The 17,701-nt window shown below is 37.4% G+C and carries 11 protein-coding genes and 2 pseudogenes; 8 read left to right on the forward strand and 5 right to left on the reverse strand.

All coding sequences use genetic code 11. The features are described 5' to 3' along the window. From AFK68_RS32440 to AFK68_RS32450, 3 genes and pseudogenes are all read left to right on the forward strand, one after another. A partial coding sequence (locus AFK68_RS32440; RefSeq protein ID WP_210407740.1) for a hypothetical protein occupies window positions 1-762 on the forward strand: 762 nt, incomplete at its 5' end. A 118-nt stretch (window positions 763-880) separates the two neighbouring features. Then, window positions 881-1,639: cysteine desulfurase family protein (locus AFK68_RS32445; protein WP_143438537.1), on the forward strand; the 759-nt coding region annotated here is incomplete at its 3' end. A 1-nt stretch (window position 1,640) separates the two neighbouring features. Continuing rightward, window positions 1,641-2,277, forward strand: a pseudogene (locus AFK68_RS32450) (cysteine desulfurase family protein); the annotation flags it as partial. Between the two features lie 587 nt (window positions 2,278-2,864). Here the strand turns inward: AFK68_RS32450 and AFK68_RS32455 are convergent. Together AFK68_RS32455 and AFK68_RS32460 are read right to left on the reverse strand one after the other, a co-directional pair. Next, window positions 2,865-3,233, reverse strand: coding sequence for a glycosyltransferase family 4 protein (locus AFK68_RS32455; RefSeq protein ID WP_305778164.1), 369 nt, complete (start codon window positions 3,231-3,233; stop codon window positions 2,865-2,867). Between the two features lie 29 nt (window positions 3,234-3,262). Further along, window positions 3,263-4,264, reverse strand: a pseudogene (locus AFK68_RS32460) (glycosyltransferase family 4 protein); the annotation flags it as partial. Window positions 4,265-5,746: 1,482 nt separating this feature from the next. On the opposite strand from AFK68_RS32460, the gene AFK68_RS32465 reads away from it, so the two are divergent. Next, complete coding sequence (locus AFK68_RS32465; RefSeq protein WP_094678311.1) at window positions 5,747-6,736, forward strand: hypothetical protein; 990 nt, start codon at window positions 5,747-5,749, stop codon at window positions 6,734-6,736. Window positions 6,737-7,835: 1,099 nt separating this feature from the next. On the opposite strand, the gene AFK68_RS32475 is transcribed toward AFK68_RS32465, so the two are convergent. Continuing rightward, a complete protein-coding gene (locus tag AFK68_RS32475) occupies window positions 7,836-9,611 on the reverse strand; it encodes an N-acetylmuramoyl-L-alanine amidase (protein ID WP_094678329.1) in 1,776 nt (591 codons plus the stop codon). A 723-nt stretch (window positions 9,612-10,334) separates the two neighbouring features. On the opposite strand from AFK68_RS32475, the gene AFK68_RS32480 reads away from it, so the two are divergent. From AFK68_RS32480 to AFK68_RS32500, 4 genes are all read left to right on the forward strand, one after another. Next, on the forward strand, window positions 10,335-10,841 hold the full coding sequence (locus tag AFK68_RS32480) for a TerB family tellurite resistance protein (RefSeq protein ID WP_168186749.1): 507 nt from the start codon (window positions 10,335-10,337) through the stop codon (window positions 10,839-10,841). A 26-nt stretch (window positions 10,842-10,867) separates the two neighbouring features. Next, a complete protein-coding gene (locus AFK68_RS47340) occupies window positions 10,868-11,089 on the forward strand; it encodes a TerB family tellurite resistance protein (protein WP_371357653.1) in 222 nt (73 codons plus the stop codon). A 466-nt stretch (window positions 11,090-11,555) separates the two neighbouring features. After that, window positions 11,556-13,244 carry an NAD(P)-binding domain-containing protein gene (locus AFK68_RS32495; RefSeq protein WP_094678321.1) on the forward strand — a complete coding sequence of 563 codons (1,689 nt, stop codon included), beginning with the start codon at window positions 11,556-11,558 and terminating at the stop codon, window positions 13,242-13,244. Window positions 13,245-13,849: 605 nt separating this feature from the next. After that, entirely contained in the window at window positions 13,850-15,067 is a 1,218-nt protein-coding gene (locus AFK68_RS32500) for an FAD-dependent oxidoreductase (protein WP_094678323.1), read from the forward strand. Between the two features lie 906 nt (window positions 15,068-15,973). Here AFK68_RS32500 and AFK68_RS32505 read toward each other — a convergent pair. Both AFK68_RS32505 and AFK68_RS37710 read right to left on the reverse strand, forming a co-directional pair. After that, window positions 15,974-17,026, reverse strand: coding sequence for a hypothetical protein (locus AFK68_RS32505; protein WP_094678325.1), 1,053 nt, complete (start codon window positions 17,024-17,026; stop codon window positions 15,974-15,976). 255 nt (window positions 17,027-17,281) lie between these two features. Beyond that, the gene (locus AFK68_RS37710; protein ID WP_168186750.1) at window positions 17,282-17,428 is read right to left on the reverse strand and encodes a hypothetical protein; all 147 of its coding nucleotides are present in this window, start codon (window positions 17,426-17,428) and stop codon (window positions 17,282-17,284) included. Window positions 17,429-17,701: the final 273 nt, after the last annotated feature.

Consider the following 17,701-nt stretch of genomic DNA (forward strand, 5'->3'; position numbering starts at 1 on the left):
GGATTATATGAGTTGCTCTTTTTGAAAAATATTAAAGATAGTAAAGATATTCAGAATAAACCATCATTCAAAAATAAGCTAAACCTTGCTAAAGAACATTTTAAAATCTCTTCATTTAATGGTGCTGTACCAATAATAGGTAGAGAGCTTAATACAGACGAAGTACAGGGGGAATTTAATGAAGACGAGCTAAAATTTGAAGACAAGGCCCCAGACAAAGTAAAAGAGATGAAATCTTTATGTTTTTATCGCCTTTCTCAATTTATGGAAAAAACATCGTCTCAGAAATATATTGACAAGAAAAATGAAATGAAGAAAGTACAGGAGGCAATGAAAAATGCAAAAAAAACAGAATATCCTCAGAAAATAGATACAGCAGAGAAGGAAATGAAGGAAGCAGAGGAGGCAATGAAAAATGCAAAGGAGGCAATGAAAAATGAAAAAAAAGAAGAATATGAGGCAAAAAAAGAAGAATATGAGGCAATAATGAGAACGGAAGAATATTGTCAGAAAATAGATACAGCAAAGAAGGAAAAGGAGGAAGCAAAGGAGGCAATGAAAAATGCAAAAAAAGAAGAATATGAGGCAAAAAAAGAAGAATATGAGGCAATAGAATCTCCATTAAAATATTTAGAAAAAAAGATGGTTGGTGATAGGTGCTATGGTAAGGATATTCTTCCTATAAACACCCTAGATTTTTATGAACAAAGGATAGTTTATGATTTCAGAAGAATACCAGGATTTCCTCAAAACCCTAACTAAACTTCTTTTTGAGAGCAAGAAAGAAGATTTTTGACAATTTTAGGCATCAAGTAAAGATATCTTAATTTCCCTGCTCCCTACTCTTAAAAAAATTAGATAAAATTATTAGTTAATCACCATGTTAAAACGTCCTATTTATCTCGACTGCAATGCTACTACCCCTCTGGATGAACGAGTATTAAAAACAATGTTGCCTTACTTCACGGAACATTTTGGCAACCCCGCTAGTATCACTCATCAATATGGTTGGGAAGCAGAAGCAGCAGTGAAAAAAGCTAGAGAAATTTTGGCTACTTCTATTAATGCTACTCCTGAAGAAATTATTTTTACGAGTGGCGCGACAGAAGCAAATAATTTAGCTATCAAAGGAGTAGCTGAAGCTTACTTCGATAAAGGCAAACATATTATTACAGTCGCCACCGAACATAATGCCGTTCTCGACCCTTGTGCATATTTACAAAATTTGGGATTTGAAGTGACTTATTTGCCTGTAAATACAGATGGAATTATCGATCTAACTTCCCTACAAACAGCTTTGCGCGAGGATACAATTCTCATATCTGTTATGGCAGCAAATAATGAAATTGGAGTCTTACAACCTTTGGCAAAAATAGGAGAAATATGTAAAGAAAATTCCATTATTTTCCATACTGATGCTGCACAAGCTATTGGGAAAATTCCTTTAGATGTACAGGAAATGAATATCGACCTAATGTCATTAACTGCCCATAAAATTTACGGACCAAAAGGTATTGGTGCTATTTATGTGCGTCGTCGTCATCCCAGAGTAAAGTTAGCGCCTCAAATACATGGGGGAGGACACGAACGAGGAATGCGTTCCGGTACTTTGTGTACGCCTCAAATAGTTGGTTTTGGTNTGGGAAAATTCCTTTAGATGTACAGGAAATGAATATCGACCTAATGTCATTAACTGCCCATAAAATTTACGGACCAAAAGGTATTGGTGCTATTTATGTGCGTCGTCGTCATCCCAGAGTAAAGTTAGCGCCTCAAATACATGGGGGAGGACACGAACGAGGAATGCGTTCCGGTACTTTGTGTACGCCTCAAATAGTTGGTTTTGGTAAAGCGGTGGAAGTTGCGTTAGCAGAAATGGAGTCGGAAGCAAAAAAGTTAAGCAGTTTACGACAACAGTTATGGGAAAAGCTGCAAACATTGGAAAATATTTTTCTCAACGGACATCCGACTCAGCGTTTGCCTGGAAATTTGAATATTAGTGTGGAGGGTGTCGATGGACAAGCGTTATTGTTGGGGTTGCAAAGTGTGATGGCGGTTTCTTCTGGCTCTGCTTGCACTTCTGCAAAAGTTGCGCCTTCTCATGTTTTGCAAGCTTTAGGGCGTGCTGAAAAATTAGCTTATGCTTCTGTGCGTTTTGGTATTGGGCGGTTTAATACTGTGGAAGAAATAGATATAGTAGCAGAACAGGCGATCGCTACTATTAAATCTTTGCGTCAAGCAAGTAGAAGTCAAAAGTCAAAAGTAATCTCTAACTGAGTTCCAGAATTTAGTAGTGTTCTAATTTTTGCATCAAACAAGTAAAAGTCAAAAGTTAAAAGTTATTGAACCTTTTGTTTGTCAGTTTTATAGCGCTTTTACTTGTGAGATATATGACCAGGACTTACGCAGAGCTACTATATCTAGTAAGGGATAATGACCATTAAGCCCTACAAATGGTGTGTAACTTCATTTTTTGCCTAAGTCCTGATGACTTCACACCACAATCAAAACCTTGTAGGGACGTTCCATGAAACCTCCCTACAAAAACCGCCATAAAAAAGTATAGAAACCGGGTTTGTATTAGATTTCCCACCATACTCACATTTACCTCCTATAAACCCGGTTTCTTATAACATTTGACTCCTGACTCCTCTGTTAAATTGACAAACTTTCTCCTCTTCCCTCCTGACTCCTGACTCCTGTACGGGCGTTTTGCTATCGCACAACTCCGTTTTGCTAGCGCAAAGCTCCGCTNGAGCGACATATAAAGCGGAGCTTTGCGTTAGCACATGGCCATTTCCGTTCCGGAATGCTCCGCAAACGCCCCTACGACTCCTGACTCCTCTGTTAAATCAGAGAATTTATTACCAAACCACCTGTAACCTTTCTGCTACTACTCTCTGATACACTCCATCTGTTTGTTTTGCTATCCTATCCCAAGAAAATTTATGCTCTAATTCCTGATAAGCATTATTCACCAATTTTTGCACATAATTAGGGTCTCTTAATGCCTCAATAATACCCCATGCTAGGGAATTAGGATTACCAACTTTGCTAACAATACCTGTTCTACCATGTTCAACTACTTCTGGCAAACCACCTGTATCTGAAACCACTACTGGTACTTTTGCTGCAAAACTTTCGAGGGCAACAATACCAAAAGGTTCATAAAGACTCGGAAATACTGCACAGTCAGCGATCGCTTGGAATTTATGTAAATTTTCCTCTGACATAAACCCGGTGAAATAGAATCTTTCAGAANTTTGCTAACAATACCTGTTCTACCATGTTCAACTACTTCTGGCAAACCACCTGTATCTGAAACCACTACTGGTACTTTTGCTGCAAAACTTTCGAGGGCAACAATACCAAAAGGTTCATAAAGACTCGGAAATACTGCACAGTCAGCGATCGCTTGGAATTTATGTAAATTTTCCTCTGACATAAACCCGGTGAAATAGAATCTTTCAGAAATTCCTAAATTCCAGACTTCTTGTTTCCAATGATCTGTTTTGCCACCACCAATCATAATAAATTTCACCTTACTTCCCATTTCTTCAATTACTTTTGGTGCAGCATGAATTAGCACTGACAAGCCTTTTTCTGGGGTCATTCTGCCTAAATAGTAGACAATTTTTTCTTCATCTGCTGCAAAATGCCGACGGAAATGTACAGAATCAAATTCATCTCGACTTGGTTTTTTTTCAGGACAAATTCCATTATAAATTACATCTATTTTATCCCAAGGACTGTCTAAGGTTCGTGTCACATCTCCTCGCATATAGTTAGAACAAACAATGACTCTCCAAGCATTATAAACTAGCTCTTTTTCTTTTTCATGAATGTACTGTTGGCTATGATTATGAATACCGTTATGGCGACCATTTTCTGTGGCATGAATAGTAGCGATTAGTGGTAATCTAAAGATATGTTTAAGAGCGATTGCTGCATCTGCAACTAGCCAATCATGAGCATGAATTATATCAAAATTTTTATCCTCTGTGATTAGTTTTCCCCCATGACGACCCATCGCTTCATTCATATTTGCTATCCAATGAAAGAAGTTGTGGCTTGGTCCAACTGGAACTCTATGGACTTCTATTCCATCCACAATTTCATACATTGGTGCTTCGCCAGATTTGACTGTGACTAAATGAATTTCATGTCCTAATTTCACCAATTCTGGGTATAATTCTGCAACATGACGTGCTATTCCTCCTATAATTCTTGGTGGAAACTCCCAACTTAATACTAGAATCTTCATCACTCTAACCCCGCAATTTTTACTATTTTTACAATTCTTAATCTTTAGCAATTTTACTCTAAAGATTTTGGCAAATATTTAATAATTTTCCTGATAAATATCATAGATATCTTAACCTAACTATTCTTAAGCAGTTAGGTCAATTCCGGTTAATTAGCATACCAAAAAATATTGTTAATAATGCTATGTAGTTATAATTTTGTTTTTATACTATTTTTTGATTTTTGTCAAGGCCATCAACTTAATTAAACACAGGTTAGGTTATGTTATTGAGCTACTCAGACATTAAAATGTCACTTTGGTTCATAACTATGATTACTTAGAGTTAAGATATGATTTATTTCCATTAACCAGAAATATCAAACAATCAATAAGAATAAGTATAATTTCAATTGGATAAATTTTTACTACAAATTCTTAGGTAGGGGAGTAGCCATTTCAGTTAGCCTCCTGTCGGAGGAACTGCGTTAACAGTACCTTAATGGAATAGGGAGGCTTGAGACCTCGTGAATCTGGTCAAATTGAGAAGTTATTATGATGTCCGGATAATAAGTGATAAAAAAGTTTTTGTTTGTAGTCAAGCTCTCAGCCCTATCTATGCTTGGGGCTTTAGCCCTAATACAAGCTTTAATTAACTATTTAACCAGACATGATACTATTGGCAGGGGAGGCAACTTATCAGAGAATTATAGTAGTCAGGAATTGTCACTATTGGTACTTCCTACTTCTACAATAATTATATTGTTGATAACATTATTTGTTCAAATTGGTATAAGCACATAAATATGAGGAGTTATCAAAAAATATTAAGCAACTTATAGATATTTATAGCGTCAAAGTTAAACACTACTTTTTTGATAGTAAATTCCTCCATGAATAACAAATAACTACTTCTTTGGCATTTAATTAAACAAAATAAGACTAAAAAATTAACCCTGCGCTTGAGAATTTGAATATTTGTGTTTTAAAATTATGGCTCTTGTACGGGCGAATTCGTTCCGAATTCGCCTCTACTATCAAAATATTACAACTATGCAGAGAATTGCTCTATTGAAAAAGTCACTGTACAAATTATTAGGAATAGGGAATAGGGAATAGAAATTAGTATTAAACTGTACTTGACCATCCTACAAAGTTCTGTAGAAAAATAGCTCTATTCAGAACTATAGCATCGGCAACAACTTGTCAAAAATCAAAAAATACAGAAAAGCTCTGAAACTATTATCCCAGTTAACCGTTCCCTGTTCCCTGTTTTCAAATTCCAAAATATTTTATTCACAACTCAAATATGACTTCCATATCACCTATTGAATTTATTGCTAATAGGGTGTACAATTATCCACAAGTACCAGACAAACTTATTCTAAGTTACCCTCAAAAAAACTGTAGGTATATTTAAGTTTTTCTTGATGAACTTTGATAAAATAAATGAAGTGTTAATTGATTGAGCCAGGATAATATTTTGGCAGTTTTTGCAGAATTATGGTATTACCAATAGTTAATTTCTATATTCCAAAATGTTATTTTCCTGCAGTAACTCCTACTAATGTTGAGGAAGAATGGATTGGATTTAATTTAGGAATTTATGCCTGGACTTTTCAAACTTATTTGCGTTTACAAGCTGATGGTTTTCCTTGTAAATTAGTTAGTGAACTGCCATCTGAAGGAATAATTATTTTTCATCATCAAGCCCTAGAAGCTCATAAAACACCGATTAAACCAGGAAAAAATCAACTATTTATTTTCCTCAAAGCTGAATCAAAGTATTATGGTTATGCTCAACTTCATATAGTACAAAATCCCACAGAAGTGCAGAAACTAAAAGACAGTTATTATCTGCCTCACTGGCCACAACCAGGGTTAATTCCCCGTGACCCTTTACGAGGCGATCGCTTTGAAAATATTGCTTTTTTTGGTTATCAAGAAAATCTAGCTCCTGAACTGTTTCAACCGACTTGGGAAAAACAATTAAATGAGTTAGGTTTACGCTGGTATCCTGTTGTACATAGTTATCATTGGTCAGATTATTTGCACATCAAAAATCGCTGGAGTAATTATCAAGAAATTGATGCAGTTGTAGCGGTCAGAAGCTTTAAAAATATACCTGATTGTCACAATCAACCAGCGACTCAACTTTTTAATGCTTGGTTAGCTGGAGTGCCAGCTATATTGGGTTGTGAGTCAGCTTATCAAGCTGAAGGTCAGATAGATGTTGATTATTTAGAGGTGAATAATTTAGAAGATTTATTATTAGCTATTAAGCGGTTAAAAGCAGATATTAATCTTAGACAAAAATTAGTGAGTAATGGTTATAAAAGCAGCTTAAATATTCACCCCAAAATTATTACTCGTAAATGGCGTGATTTTTTGATGCAAGTTGCTTTACCTGCCTTCGGAGAATGGTGCAATACTCCTAGATTTTTACAACAAACAATTTTAAAGAAACGGTTGATTACTTTAATGTTTAAATAAAATGAAATAGAGAGAAATTTTAAACAATACAAAAAAGATATAGCAATTCCAAATAGGTTGTAAGATTTTACCGAAAAATTAAGGTATAAAGCCTCTCCTTTTAAGGGGATGAAAAAAATATTTGGTTTATTATTTCAAGCCTCTGGGATTTCCTGCGGAATGCTGCGCAAACAGCCAGAGGTACTGATATAGAATCCGGTTGAACAGTGGTCATTGCGACGAGAGAAAGCAATCTCCTAACCCCTTGAGATTGCTATCCGTTCCGGAATGCTCCGCTTTCCATGTCGCGCAGCGTTTTATGTCGGCGACAGCCGAAAAGCGAAACCTTCCACTCCGTTCCAGTCGCTGCGGACGCAGGCTATAGTAATTATCCGGATTTTATATGATAACTGATAACTGAATTGCGCAGTTACGACCATAGGAGGCTAACTGAATTGCGCAGTTACGACCATAGGAGGCTAACTGAAATGACCCTAGAAATTATCTAAAATATATCAAATATGCTTACTTTGGAGTTTGTAGTTTCTACCATCAGTATTGGGAAAAAATCTAATTTATAGCAGGGAACAGGGAACAGGGAACAGGGAACAGTTGGAAAAGTGTTTCCGTGGTCTTTGATTCATCATCAGTCTATATCCTAATCGCCCTGGCTGTTGCTATAGATATGAGATTTATAGGTTACAGCGCTTTTCAAATTGATGAACCACATCGCCGTAACCAAAACCCTGTAGGGACGTTGCATAAGAAAAATGCGTTTTCCGTTCCGGAATACTCCGCTTTCCATGTTGCGCAGCAAAACGTCCCTACTGTGGTCTACTGAAATGAAAACTGCTGTAAGGCAGAAGGGTTAGAAGGATTTGGAAAAACTAGCTTTTTATAACCAGATTTGGTATCATATCAAATCACCTTGCTACGGTTCCCGAAAAATCGGAGTAACAAGAAACCGGGTTTGTGGGAGATCAATGTTAGTATTGTCTGAAAATGTCCGACAAACCAGGTTTCTCTGCTTTTTTCTACTGATACTACCGGATTTGATATCACAGGACATTCTCACCCTTCCTCCTTCTCTCCTAGATAACTAAAGCCTTCTTCTTCCTTACTATTCAGAACTTTTTACCCACTCCACAATTCCATCTGCTAATACTTTTGCTAACTTCTTTTGTTCCTGAGAATTCATAATCCATTCAAACTCATAAGGATTAATCATAAATCCTAATTCCAACAACACAGAAGGAGCGATCGCCGGACGAGTTAAGGCTAAATTATTCCAAAATACTCCATAAGAAGGTCGGTCTAATTTTTCCACTAAATAATTATGTAAAAATACTGCCAAACTATGAGCTTGAGGATGATACCAAAAAGTACCAATTCCTTGAGTTTTTAGAGCATCTCCATAATCAGGTAAAGCATTATAATGAACAGAAAGTGCTAAATCTGGCACTTGTTGATTAATCATTTCTACACGGTCTTTAGGATATAAATCCTCTTCTGCTTTTCTTGTCATATACACCCTAGCACCCCGATTAATTAACTCATCCTGTAATAGTTTTGACACAATTAATGTCACATTTTTTTCAGGATAACCAGTCGGACTTGTTGCCCCTAAATCATTCTCACTTCCATGCCCCGCATCAATTAAAATGTTCATTCCAGTTAAAGGTTTATATCTAGAAATAATACGACTTTTTAATGCCGGAGGATGTCGCAAAGTTAAGAGTAAAGTTGTACCATCATACTTTAATTTATAACCCCATTGTCGGTCTATTTTTAAATAAAATTTATATCTAACTGCCTGTTCATTTTCCACTGTTGAAGTTAGAATTGGGTGCCAGTCTAATCGTTCAATTAAGGGGTCATCATCTAAACGAATAGTATCAGTTTGAGCCGTAGTATTATGCAGAGTTAAAGTTAAATAGTTATCGCCCTGTTCGACTGTCACTGGTACCGGTACTTGCAAAGGAAATTTGATTTCTGTTGCTCCTTGAACCTGACGAGAAATAGCACTCCTAATTACCGAACGGGGTGGTGCTGCATCTGTAGAAATCTTAGTCTCATCTGCTTTGATCCATCCACCATAGTCAAGTCTTAAATAGTTTCCCTCCCTTCCTGTAATTAAAGCTTTAGTACCTTTTGGTAGAGGTGTCAAACGAGAATAAGTGGTACTTGGTCCGGTTCTGGCAACTCCCTCTTCTACTGTCACCTCCGCCACCTCAAATGTAGTTGGAGAAAGAATAGTCACTTTTCCCGGTGCTTTTTGAGTCACCGTTTTCCCCCTGATAGTTAGCTTAAACTCAGGTTGACCCAACTCTCCTGGTGTTTCTGCTTTTGCACAACCTTGATAATATTCTCCCACAGAGGGAACAGGTTGATTATCTCCTGTTAATACTGCCAAATTTCCTGGTAAATTTACTACTTGAGACTGAGAAATTAAGGGAATAGTTTGAGCAGCTAATAAAACAGAAATATTAGCATTTGGAGGAGCGATCGCCTGAAAACAAATTAATTCTCCTGGCATTCTGGAAATATCTTTTGCTGGAGTCAAAGAGTCTTGACCAAAAGCTATTCCTACTGGTAAAGCTGGTTGATTTGAATTGCGTGTTATTTTTAAAATAATCTCTTCATTTTGATGGCGAAAAGTAAATATATTTTCTCCTATTTGTAATGGAAAACTAGGAGCAAAATGACCAGATTTACTCCGCTCATTAATTGGTTTTCCATTAACAGTAACTTCTGCTTCTGGAGAAGCTGTACCAATAAAGAAAATTCGGTCTGAAGTAGTTTTATGATTAGCTGACGGATAAGCAATAAATAAATCTTTTTGTGTTGACTCGGAGTCCTCTTTAAGTTGATTATTATCTTCATTATTTTGCGACATTACATCATGTGACATGGCATCAGGGGAAATGGTAGTTATTACTCCTAAAAATATCATTAATTCTAGGGTGGATAAGCCAATAATTTTCCTAACTACCTTGAAAATTATTGCTTTTCTAGCTATTAGCAATGGATTGAAATTTCCCATATTACTTTTTTGTTTTTTTGAGTTTATATTACTTCATTTTACCAAATTTTTCTGGTTGGAAATTTTGGCTTTAGTAAATTGAACACGCCAAGAGCGATGGAACGGGTAAAATCTCTAATTACCATAGAGTTTGATTTTCCATACAATCTCCAGAGTATCTTAGCAAACATAATACCAATGCCGATAACTGAATGCTTACTTAACTTTTAATGACTTGACAAAAGTTAACACAATTCTGTTGATTTATGTGCAGGTACTTAGTAGAATTAAACCCTAGTTGGAACTAAACTAATATTTCCAGAAGCTTCACTAAAAGCTTTGGAAAATAAACTTTCAAAAATATGAACAGTACGGGAGAAAAATGATTATGTCAATATCTATGGAAGAAGTTNATAACTGAATGCTTACTTAACTTTTAATGACTTGACAAAAGTTAACACAATTCTGTTGATTTATGTGCAGGTACTTAGTAGAATTAAACCCTAGTTGGAACTAAACTAATATTTCCAGAAGCTTCACTAAAAGCTTTGGAAAATAAACTTTCAAAAATATGAACAGTACGGGAGAAAAATGATTATGTCAATATCTATGGAAGAAGTTTATAAAATTGTTGGTCTGTGGTTTTTTCAAGATACTTTTGGGTGGCATTTGAGTGAGCTTCCTCCCAATGAGACCTATGAAGCACTTACGAAAGCAATGCTTATTTGTGCAAAAGGAGATGGGGTTCTTGCACCAGAAGAAAGAGACTGGATTATAGGTTTCTCTGCAGTTAGAGGAATGCAACCCACACTGATTGAGGAAATGAAAAAGTATGAAGCAACAGAAGATCTAGAAGAAGTTATTAGTCGTACACCTCAAGCAATTAAGGCAAAAAGAGCCGCTATATATTATGCGATTAAGGCTTGTTCAGCGGATGCTGAATATCATAAAAATGAGCAAGCATATGTTCGTAAAATGGCTGGCTTAATAGGTGTATCCGAAGAAGAAGTTACTCAGTTAGAAGCCATGTATTTTGAAGAAGAAAGACTGCGAGAAAAACGAGTTAAACTTTTATTTCCTGACGGTCTACCTTATAGCTCTTGAAGCTAAGAAAAAAAAANCCTCAAGCAATTAAGGCAAAAAGAGCCGCTATATATTATGCGATTAAGGCTTGTTCAGCGGATGCTGAATATCATAAAAATGAGCAAGCATATGTTCGTAAAATGGCTGGCTTAATAGGGGTATCCGAAGAAGAAGTTACTCAGTTAGAAGCCATGTATTTTGAAGAAGAAAGACTGCGAGAAAAACGAGTTAAACTTTTATTTCCTGACGGTCTACCTTATAGCTCTTGAAGCTAAGAAAAAAAAAGATCAGCTCCATAAAATAGACCTGATTTTAAGCTACTACTGGATTGTTTCATCTTAAATGGTGCAATAGGCTTTTGTCTCCCTTACCACCTTGTCTTCCTTGTCCTCCTTGTCTTCCTTGTCTTCCCACAACCCAAAATCTAATGCACAGTTTTAGATGAAACAGTCCACTACTGAACTGTTTCATCTTAAATGTTGCAATAGAAAGTTGGCCTGAGATTGCTTTCCTGACGGAATGCTCCGCAAACACTGTCGTTCGCAATGACAAATCTAATGCACTATTTTAGGTGAAACAGTCCACTACTTGGAAATACCTAATCTTCCCCCAACACATCTCGATTCAGTAAACAATTGTAAAGGAAACTTAGGGTTTACTCAAACCATGTGATACGATTTTCCTGATCGAAAGTGTAAGAGCTTCAGAATTTCTTTCAACATAACTTAAGATTCCATGACAGTAAAAACCAAAACAGAAGTTGATTATTTAATTATTGGTGCTGGTGCAGCGGGGTTACAACTCGCCTACTTTTTAGAACAAAATCAGAGAAATTACTTGGTTCTAGATGGTGCTGAAAAGCCGGGAAGTTTTTGGCATAAATTTCCCAGACACCGAAAGCTGATCTCAATTAATAAAGTCTACACAGGTTACGAGGAGAGAGAGTCACAACTAAGATGGGACTGGAATTCATTGCTTTGTGATGACGATCAATTCTCATTTAGTAACTACAGCAAACGTTATTTCCCAGATGCTGGAGATTATGCTCAATATCTGGAAGATTTTAGTAAGCACTTTCAACTTAAGATTAAATGTGGAACTAAGATAGTTAAAATCTCTAAAAATAACCAATTCTTCGTTACTGACGATCAAGGCCATGTTTATACCTGCCGCCGTCTAATTATAGCAACAGGAGTCTCCAAGCCCTATATTCCTGACATACCAGGTATTGAGCTGACCGAGAACTACTTTGATTTTCCCTTTGATCCTGAAGAATATGTTAATCAGAGAGTGTTAATCATCGGCAAAGGAACATCGGGTTTTGAAACTGCCAACCATCTAACCGAGACAGCAAGAGTAATTCATTTGTGTAGTCCCAACTCCATTAAATTTGCCTGGCAAACACACTTTTCTGGCGATTTACGAGCAATTAATACACCCTTTCTAGATACCTATATACTTAAAGGTCAGAACTCTGTACTTGATGCCAGCGTTGAGAAAATCGAATATAAAAACGGAGAGTATCTGGTCGATATGTGTTTCTCTCATGCTGATGGACAAAAAGCTGTATTCGCTTATGACCGCGTCCTTTGTTGCACTGGTTTTCAGTTCGATAGTTCCATCTTTGATGATACCTGCAAACCAGAATTAGATATTCACGACAAGTTTCCGACAATGACCAGCGAATGGGAATCTACCAAGATTGCCGATATGTACTTTGCTGGGACTTTAATGCAGGTGCGAGATTTTGACAAAACCAATTCCAACGTGATTCATGGATTTCGTTTTAATATTAAAGCCCTCAGTCAAATACTAGAACAGAAATATCATGACAAACAATTGCCATACAATACTCTACCGCTTCAGTCGCAAGCAATTGTAGAGAAATTAATTGAAAGGATAAGTACCAGTCCAGAACTTTTTCTCCAGCAAGGTTTTCTCTGCGATTTGATTGTGTTCTCGAAATCAAGTCAAACAGCAAATTACTATGAAGGTTTACCTGTGGATTATGTGCGCGATCGCGCAAGCAGCATTGGCTTTAGCAATGGGGATTTAGCTGAGAACGACCAGTACTATACAATTACGCTGGAGTTTGGTAAAATTGAAGGAGATCCATTCAGTGTCAAACGGGAGAAAGACCCAGATAAAGCATATTTAAGCGCTCACATACATCCAATTGTTCGACGCTTTACTAAGAGTTCTCTACTGTACGAACAGCATATTTCTGAGCATTTAGAGAACGATTGGCGACCAAACCAACATCCCGGTGAAAAATCTGTAATTCGCTCTCTAGAATTTATCGGTCAGTCTGACTATAGTCAGTTTCAAAGCACTTATGCTCAAAAACTTATTGAGTTTTTTGAACAGGAAATTAGCTTTACCAAACCATTTGTCCCACCTGCTTTAGTCGGATCAACAAAATGACAATCAAACTGTTGAAAAAAGTCGTCTAATTCACAAAATATCTTGGTGATAAGGTTGTCTTAATTTAAATTATATTGTTCTGAGCTGAGACTGAATTCTTAAAGCCTACTCTCAGCTTTTTTTCTGGCTTTGTCCAATCTGCAGGGTATCAGTTTTCCATGGTTGAAAAAAAATTCAGTTTTTCAGCTAATATCTGAACGTGAGGTTCACTCAACAGTTTAATTAATGATCAACCTGCTATAGGGCGATCGCGTAGCGGTGCGTAGCACTATCGCCACCCTTCCTATAATATCTGAACGTGAGGTTCACTCAACAGTTTAATTAATGATCAACCTGCTATAGGGCGATCGCATAGGGGTGCGTAGCACTATCGCCACCCTTCCTATTTCATCTAAAATCAAAAAAAAAATACATTACGCACGACGAAATTTACTATAAAAACCAGGAGTCAGGAGAAAATCATAGTGGTCATAATTCAATACGGTTTTGCGCTCTGCACTACCACAAATAGCTGGTAAGATGAATATCGAGTAACCAGATATGGCGATCGCCCGATTATATAATTTATAATACTACCGGACGTTCATAATTCAGGTAGGAAGCTAATGACAGAAACAACAACGTATTTCAATGCAGATGTAGTTATTATTGGTGGTGGTATTGCGGGTCTGGCAACAGCTTATTACCTTAGCCAGAAACAAAATCTACAAATTATATTGTTAGAGAAAGACTCTATCCCTAATCCCAACAACAGTTCCTATGGCGATGAACGGATGTATCGCCGAATGTATTCTAATGAATATCTGTCAGAATTGCAAGAGGAAAGCTTGAAAGAGTGGAAAAACCTTGAAACTCAACATGATTGTCAATTACTGAGACAAAATGGCTTGCTCTTCTACGGCGAAGCTTGGGATGAAGAAACAATAGAAGGGAGTATTCCAGGTGCTCGTCGGGTGATGGAAAAGAAAGGGATTCCATTTGAAGCCTTAAATGCGGAACAACTCCAACAACGTTGGCCAATGCGTCCTAAATCAGATTTTATCGGTTTGTTTGAAAGCACTTCCGGTATGGTTTGGTCTGCACGAGCAATTGAGGTATTTCGCTCTCAAGCAGAAGCCAATGGCGTATCTATCCACACAGGGCAAGAAACTGTTAGTCTCAACTGCACTTCTAGTAGCACGGTTGAAATCAAAACACGATCAGGAAATACATTTTTAGCCAATCAAGTTGTTTTGACTACTGGAGCTTGGACTAATGATTTACTCAGCCTATTTACAACTCCCCTCAATCTAGAAATTTGGCCGATGGTATGGGGACACTATCGAGTGGAAGAGACTTTACGAGAGCAGTTTCCACAATGGTTTTGTTTTCAGCAAGAAAAGCCAGATACTAACGATGGTGGACTGTACTACGGATTTCCTTGTCATACTCCCGAAACATCACTCATCAAAGTTGGGATTGATTGGTGTCCACCAGAATTACGGACAAAAACCATGAGTACGTTTGTCAGAGAACCCCATCCAGAGCTTGTCCAATTACTCGATCGATTCCTTCGTCATAATTGGGATGGAATTAAGGAGTGTGTCGGTTTGTATTTTAGTCCATACACGATGACAAAAGATACTCTATTTGTCCTGGATAAGCTTCCCGGATATCCACAAATTAGTCTTTTTACAGGTGGTTCGGGTCAAGCGTTTAAGTTTGCACCGCTTTTAGGGAAATTGCTGGCTGAGTTAGTTTTAGATCGGACTCCCTCTTTTGATTTATCCCCCCTCAGTGCCAGTCGGGAGTGTGTTATATCATCTCCGGATGAACAGTTATAAATAATTAGGGAGGAGTCAGGAGTCAGGAGTCAGGAGGGAGAAGTGGTCAGGACTTACGCAAAAAATCAAATTACACACCATCTGTAGGGGCTTTCTGGCATTTACTAACGTAAAGCTCCGCTTTATATGNCTCCGGATGAACAGTTATAAATAATTAGGGAGGAGTCAGGAGTCAGGAGTCAGGAGGGAGAAGTGGTCAGGACTTACGCAAAAAATCAAATTACACACCATCTGTAGGGGCTTTCTGGCATTTACTAACGTAAAGCTCCGCTTTATATGTCGCGCAGCGTTAACGGAGTTGTGCGATAGCAAAACGCCCTTACTAGATATAGTGGCTCTGCGTAAGTCCTGGTGGTGAAAAAAAGAATATATCAGAACCCACATTCCGCTTTGGTTCGCACATGAAACGCGGAGCAAGTGCGACTGCTTAATTGCTCTGTTCCGCGATTATTGATGTTCTATTCATCTATTGTCCAATAGTTAGGGTGGGCTGATTAAATCTCAAAGTATTTACAGATAAAGGTTTTAGCCTTTTTAAGTCGGTAAAAAGTACGCTTGTTTCAGCTCTTAATGCACGGTTCCCGAAAAATCAAAAAGTTAGTATTTTCGCTGCTGAGTATAGCCAAAAAATTACTCCTCCCCTACTCCTTTTTCAGCAAACCCTAGTTAGGGTTGGCTGATTTGCAATAGAACATCCGTTCCGCTTTGCTACGCGGATGAAACGCGATCGCTCTGTTTCGCGATTATTGATGTTCTATTCATCTATTGTCCAATAGTTAGGGTGGGCTGATTAAATCTCAAAACCTTTATCTGTCAATGCTTTTATATTTAATCAGCAGAGCAATAATTATTAATTATTGAATATGATGCTATGGGGCGATAAAGCCTTAAGCATCGTTGTTTTGCTTATTCTTTGTAAATGCGTAAATGGGTGTGTGTATAATCCATCGAAAACTGACCAGGATTTTCTCTAACTCTAGCGGTAAATCTTGCGTAAAATTGGTTGACAATATCTAAAACATCTTTATTAGATCGATTAGTTAGAGCATTTCTGAAGGTATGTTCACTCCAAGAGCGAATTGTTTGGGTGAGACCTTGGGCAAATTTCTCTGTATCCTGATCGTCTTCGTACTGAGACCGATAAGGACAGGGAATCTGCATAGTTCTGATATCTCCTAATCGTAACCCTGCTTGATAGACTTCACTTTCAGGCTCTTCAAGACACGCTGCAAACTCGGCTTCTGTTCGGTAATAATTTTGGAATGTAGCACCAACATACTCCTCAGGCTTAATTAAACCCTCAATCTGCATTTGTTTCCAAATTTCGTGCAGAATATCGTGCATATTCAAGTCTACCTGATTGTTGCCTAGATAACGCCCTTTTTCATCTGTGGATAAGTTGGCACTGACTATTTGCCCCCCAGATTTGAGTTCTTTCGCCCTAGCTAGAAGAATAGTAGTCCAGTCAAGCTGTGATTGGGCTTGGAACATTGCTTTATCTTCCCCTTGTTCACAAACATTAATATGGGTATGGTAGGTTAGATGTTTAGGCAACTTACTTAACCAGTGCATGGCTGTGGAAGAGAAGCCAAAGTCTAGACTATTGGGGGGACACACAGGTTCATAGAATGATCGTGGAACCATTGAAACGACTAGATTTTGATCGCCCTGCATTAAAAAGGATGAAGTTTTACCTAAAGCATTAAAGTCATTACTGGGTAAATCACTAAAGATTGCTTCAACAAAAACCCCGTTATTTTGTTTTTTGACAGTAGCAATAATTTGCTGCCATAATCCTTGGGTAGTACCACCGTCTGCAATACCGTAATCAGCTAGTCTTACTTGTGAACTGTTTTGGATGGGTTGGATTGCTTTTGTGACTAAATCCCCAGCAGCTTCGAGACAAAGTTTTGCTCCAAGTGTGTTGAGTGAGTAGTCAGATGCCATATAAATTGCCATGTCAGATATTCTCTAATGATGATGATTTTTTCCAGCTTTTGGATTTAATTTTTCTCTAAAAAATCTGGCATTTGACATCCCACTCTGGGTTGTTTATCTGCTGCTGAAATCAGGGTTGATATAACTTGTTCGTAGGATTTTTCGCTATTGGTTAGCTCGGCCAAAAATAACTTTANTTGAGTGAGTAGTCAGATGCCATATAAATTGCCATGTCAGATATTCTCTAATGATGATGATTTTTTCCAGCTTTTGGATTTAATTTTTCTCTAAAAAATCTGGCATTTGACATCCCACTCTGGGTTGTTTATCTGCTGCTGAAATCAGGGTTGATATAACTTGTTCGTAGGATTTTTCGCTATTGGTTAGCTCGGCCAAAAATAACTTTACTTTTTGTTCAATCACTCCTAGAACAAATGCATAAATATATCGGGGATCTACTTGCTTGAAGATTAATGGGGAATAAAATTCGATTGAGTCGCAAATAACAGCTCCAGCACTACTAATTGATTCCGGAATAAAAGTGATGGATTTTGCCTGTAAAATATCGAGTACAGAAGGTTCACTCAGGGGAACATTAGCAGAGCCAACAATAGAGTTGTTGGGAAATAACTTAGATTACAAAAAAAATAAAATGAAAACAGATATATTTAGTTAGTGATTTTATTATTTATGCTG

This window comes from Hydrocoleum sp. CS-953 (genome assembly GCF_002260545.1).
Lineage (GTDB): Bacteria > Cyanobacteriota > Cyanobacteriia > Cyanobacteriales > Microcoleaceae > Trichodesmium.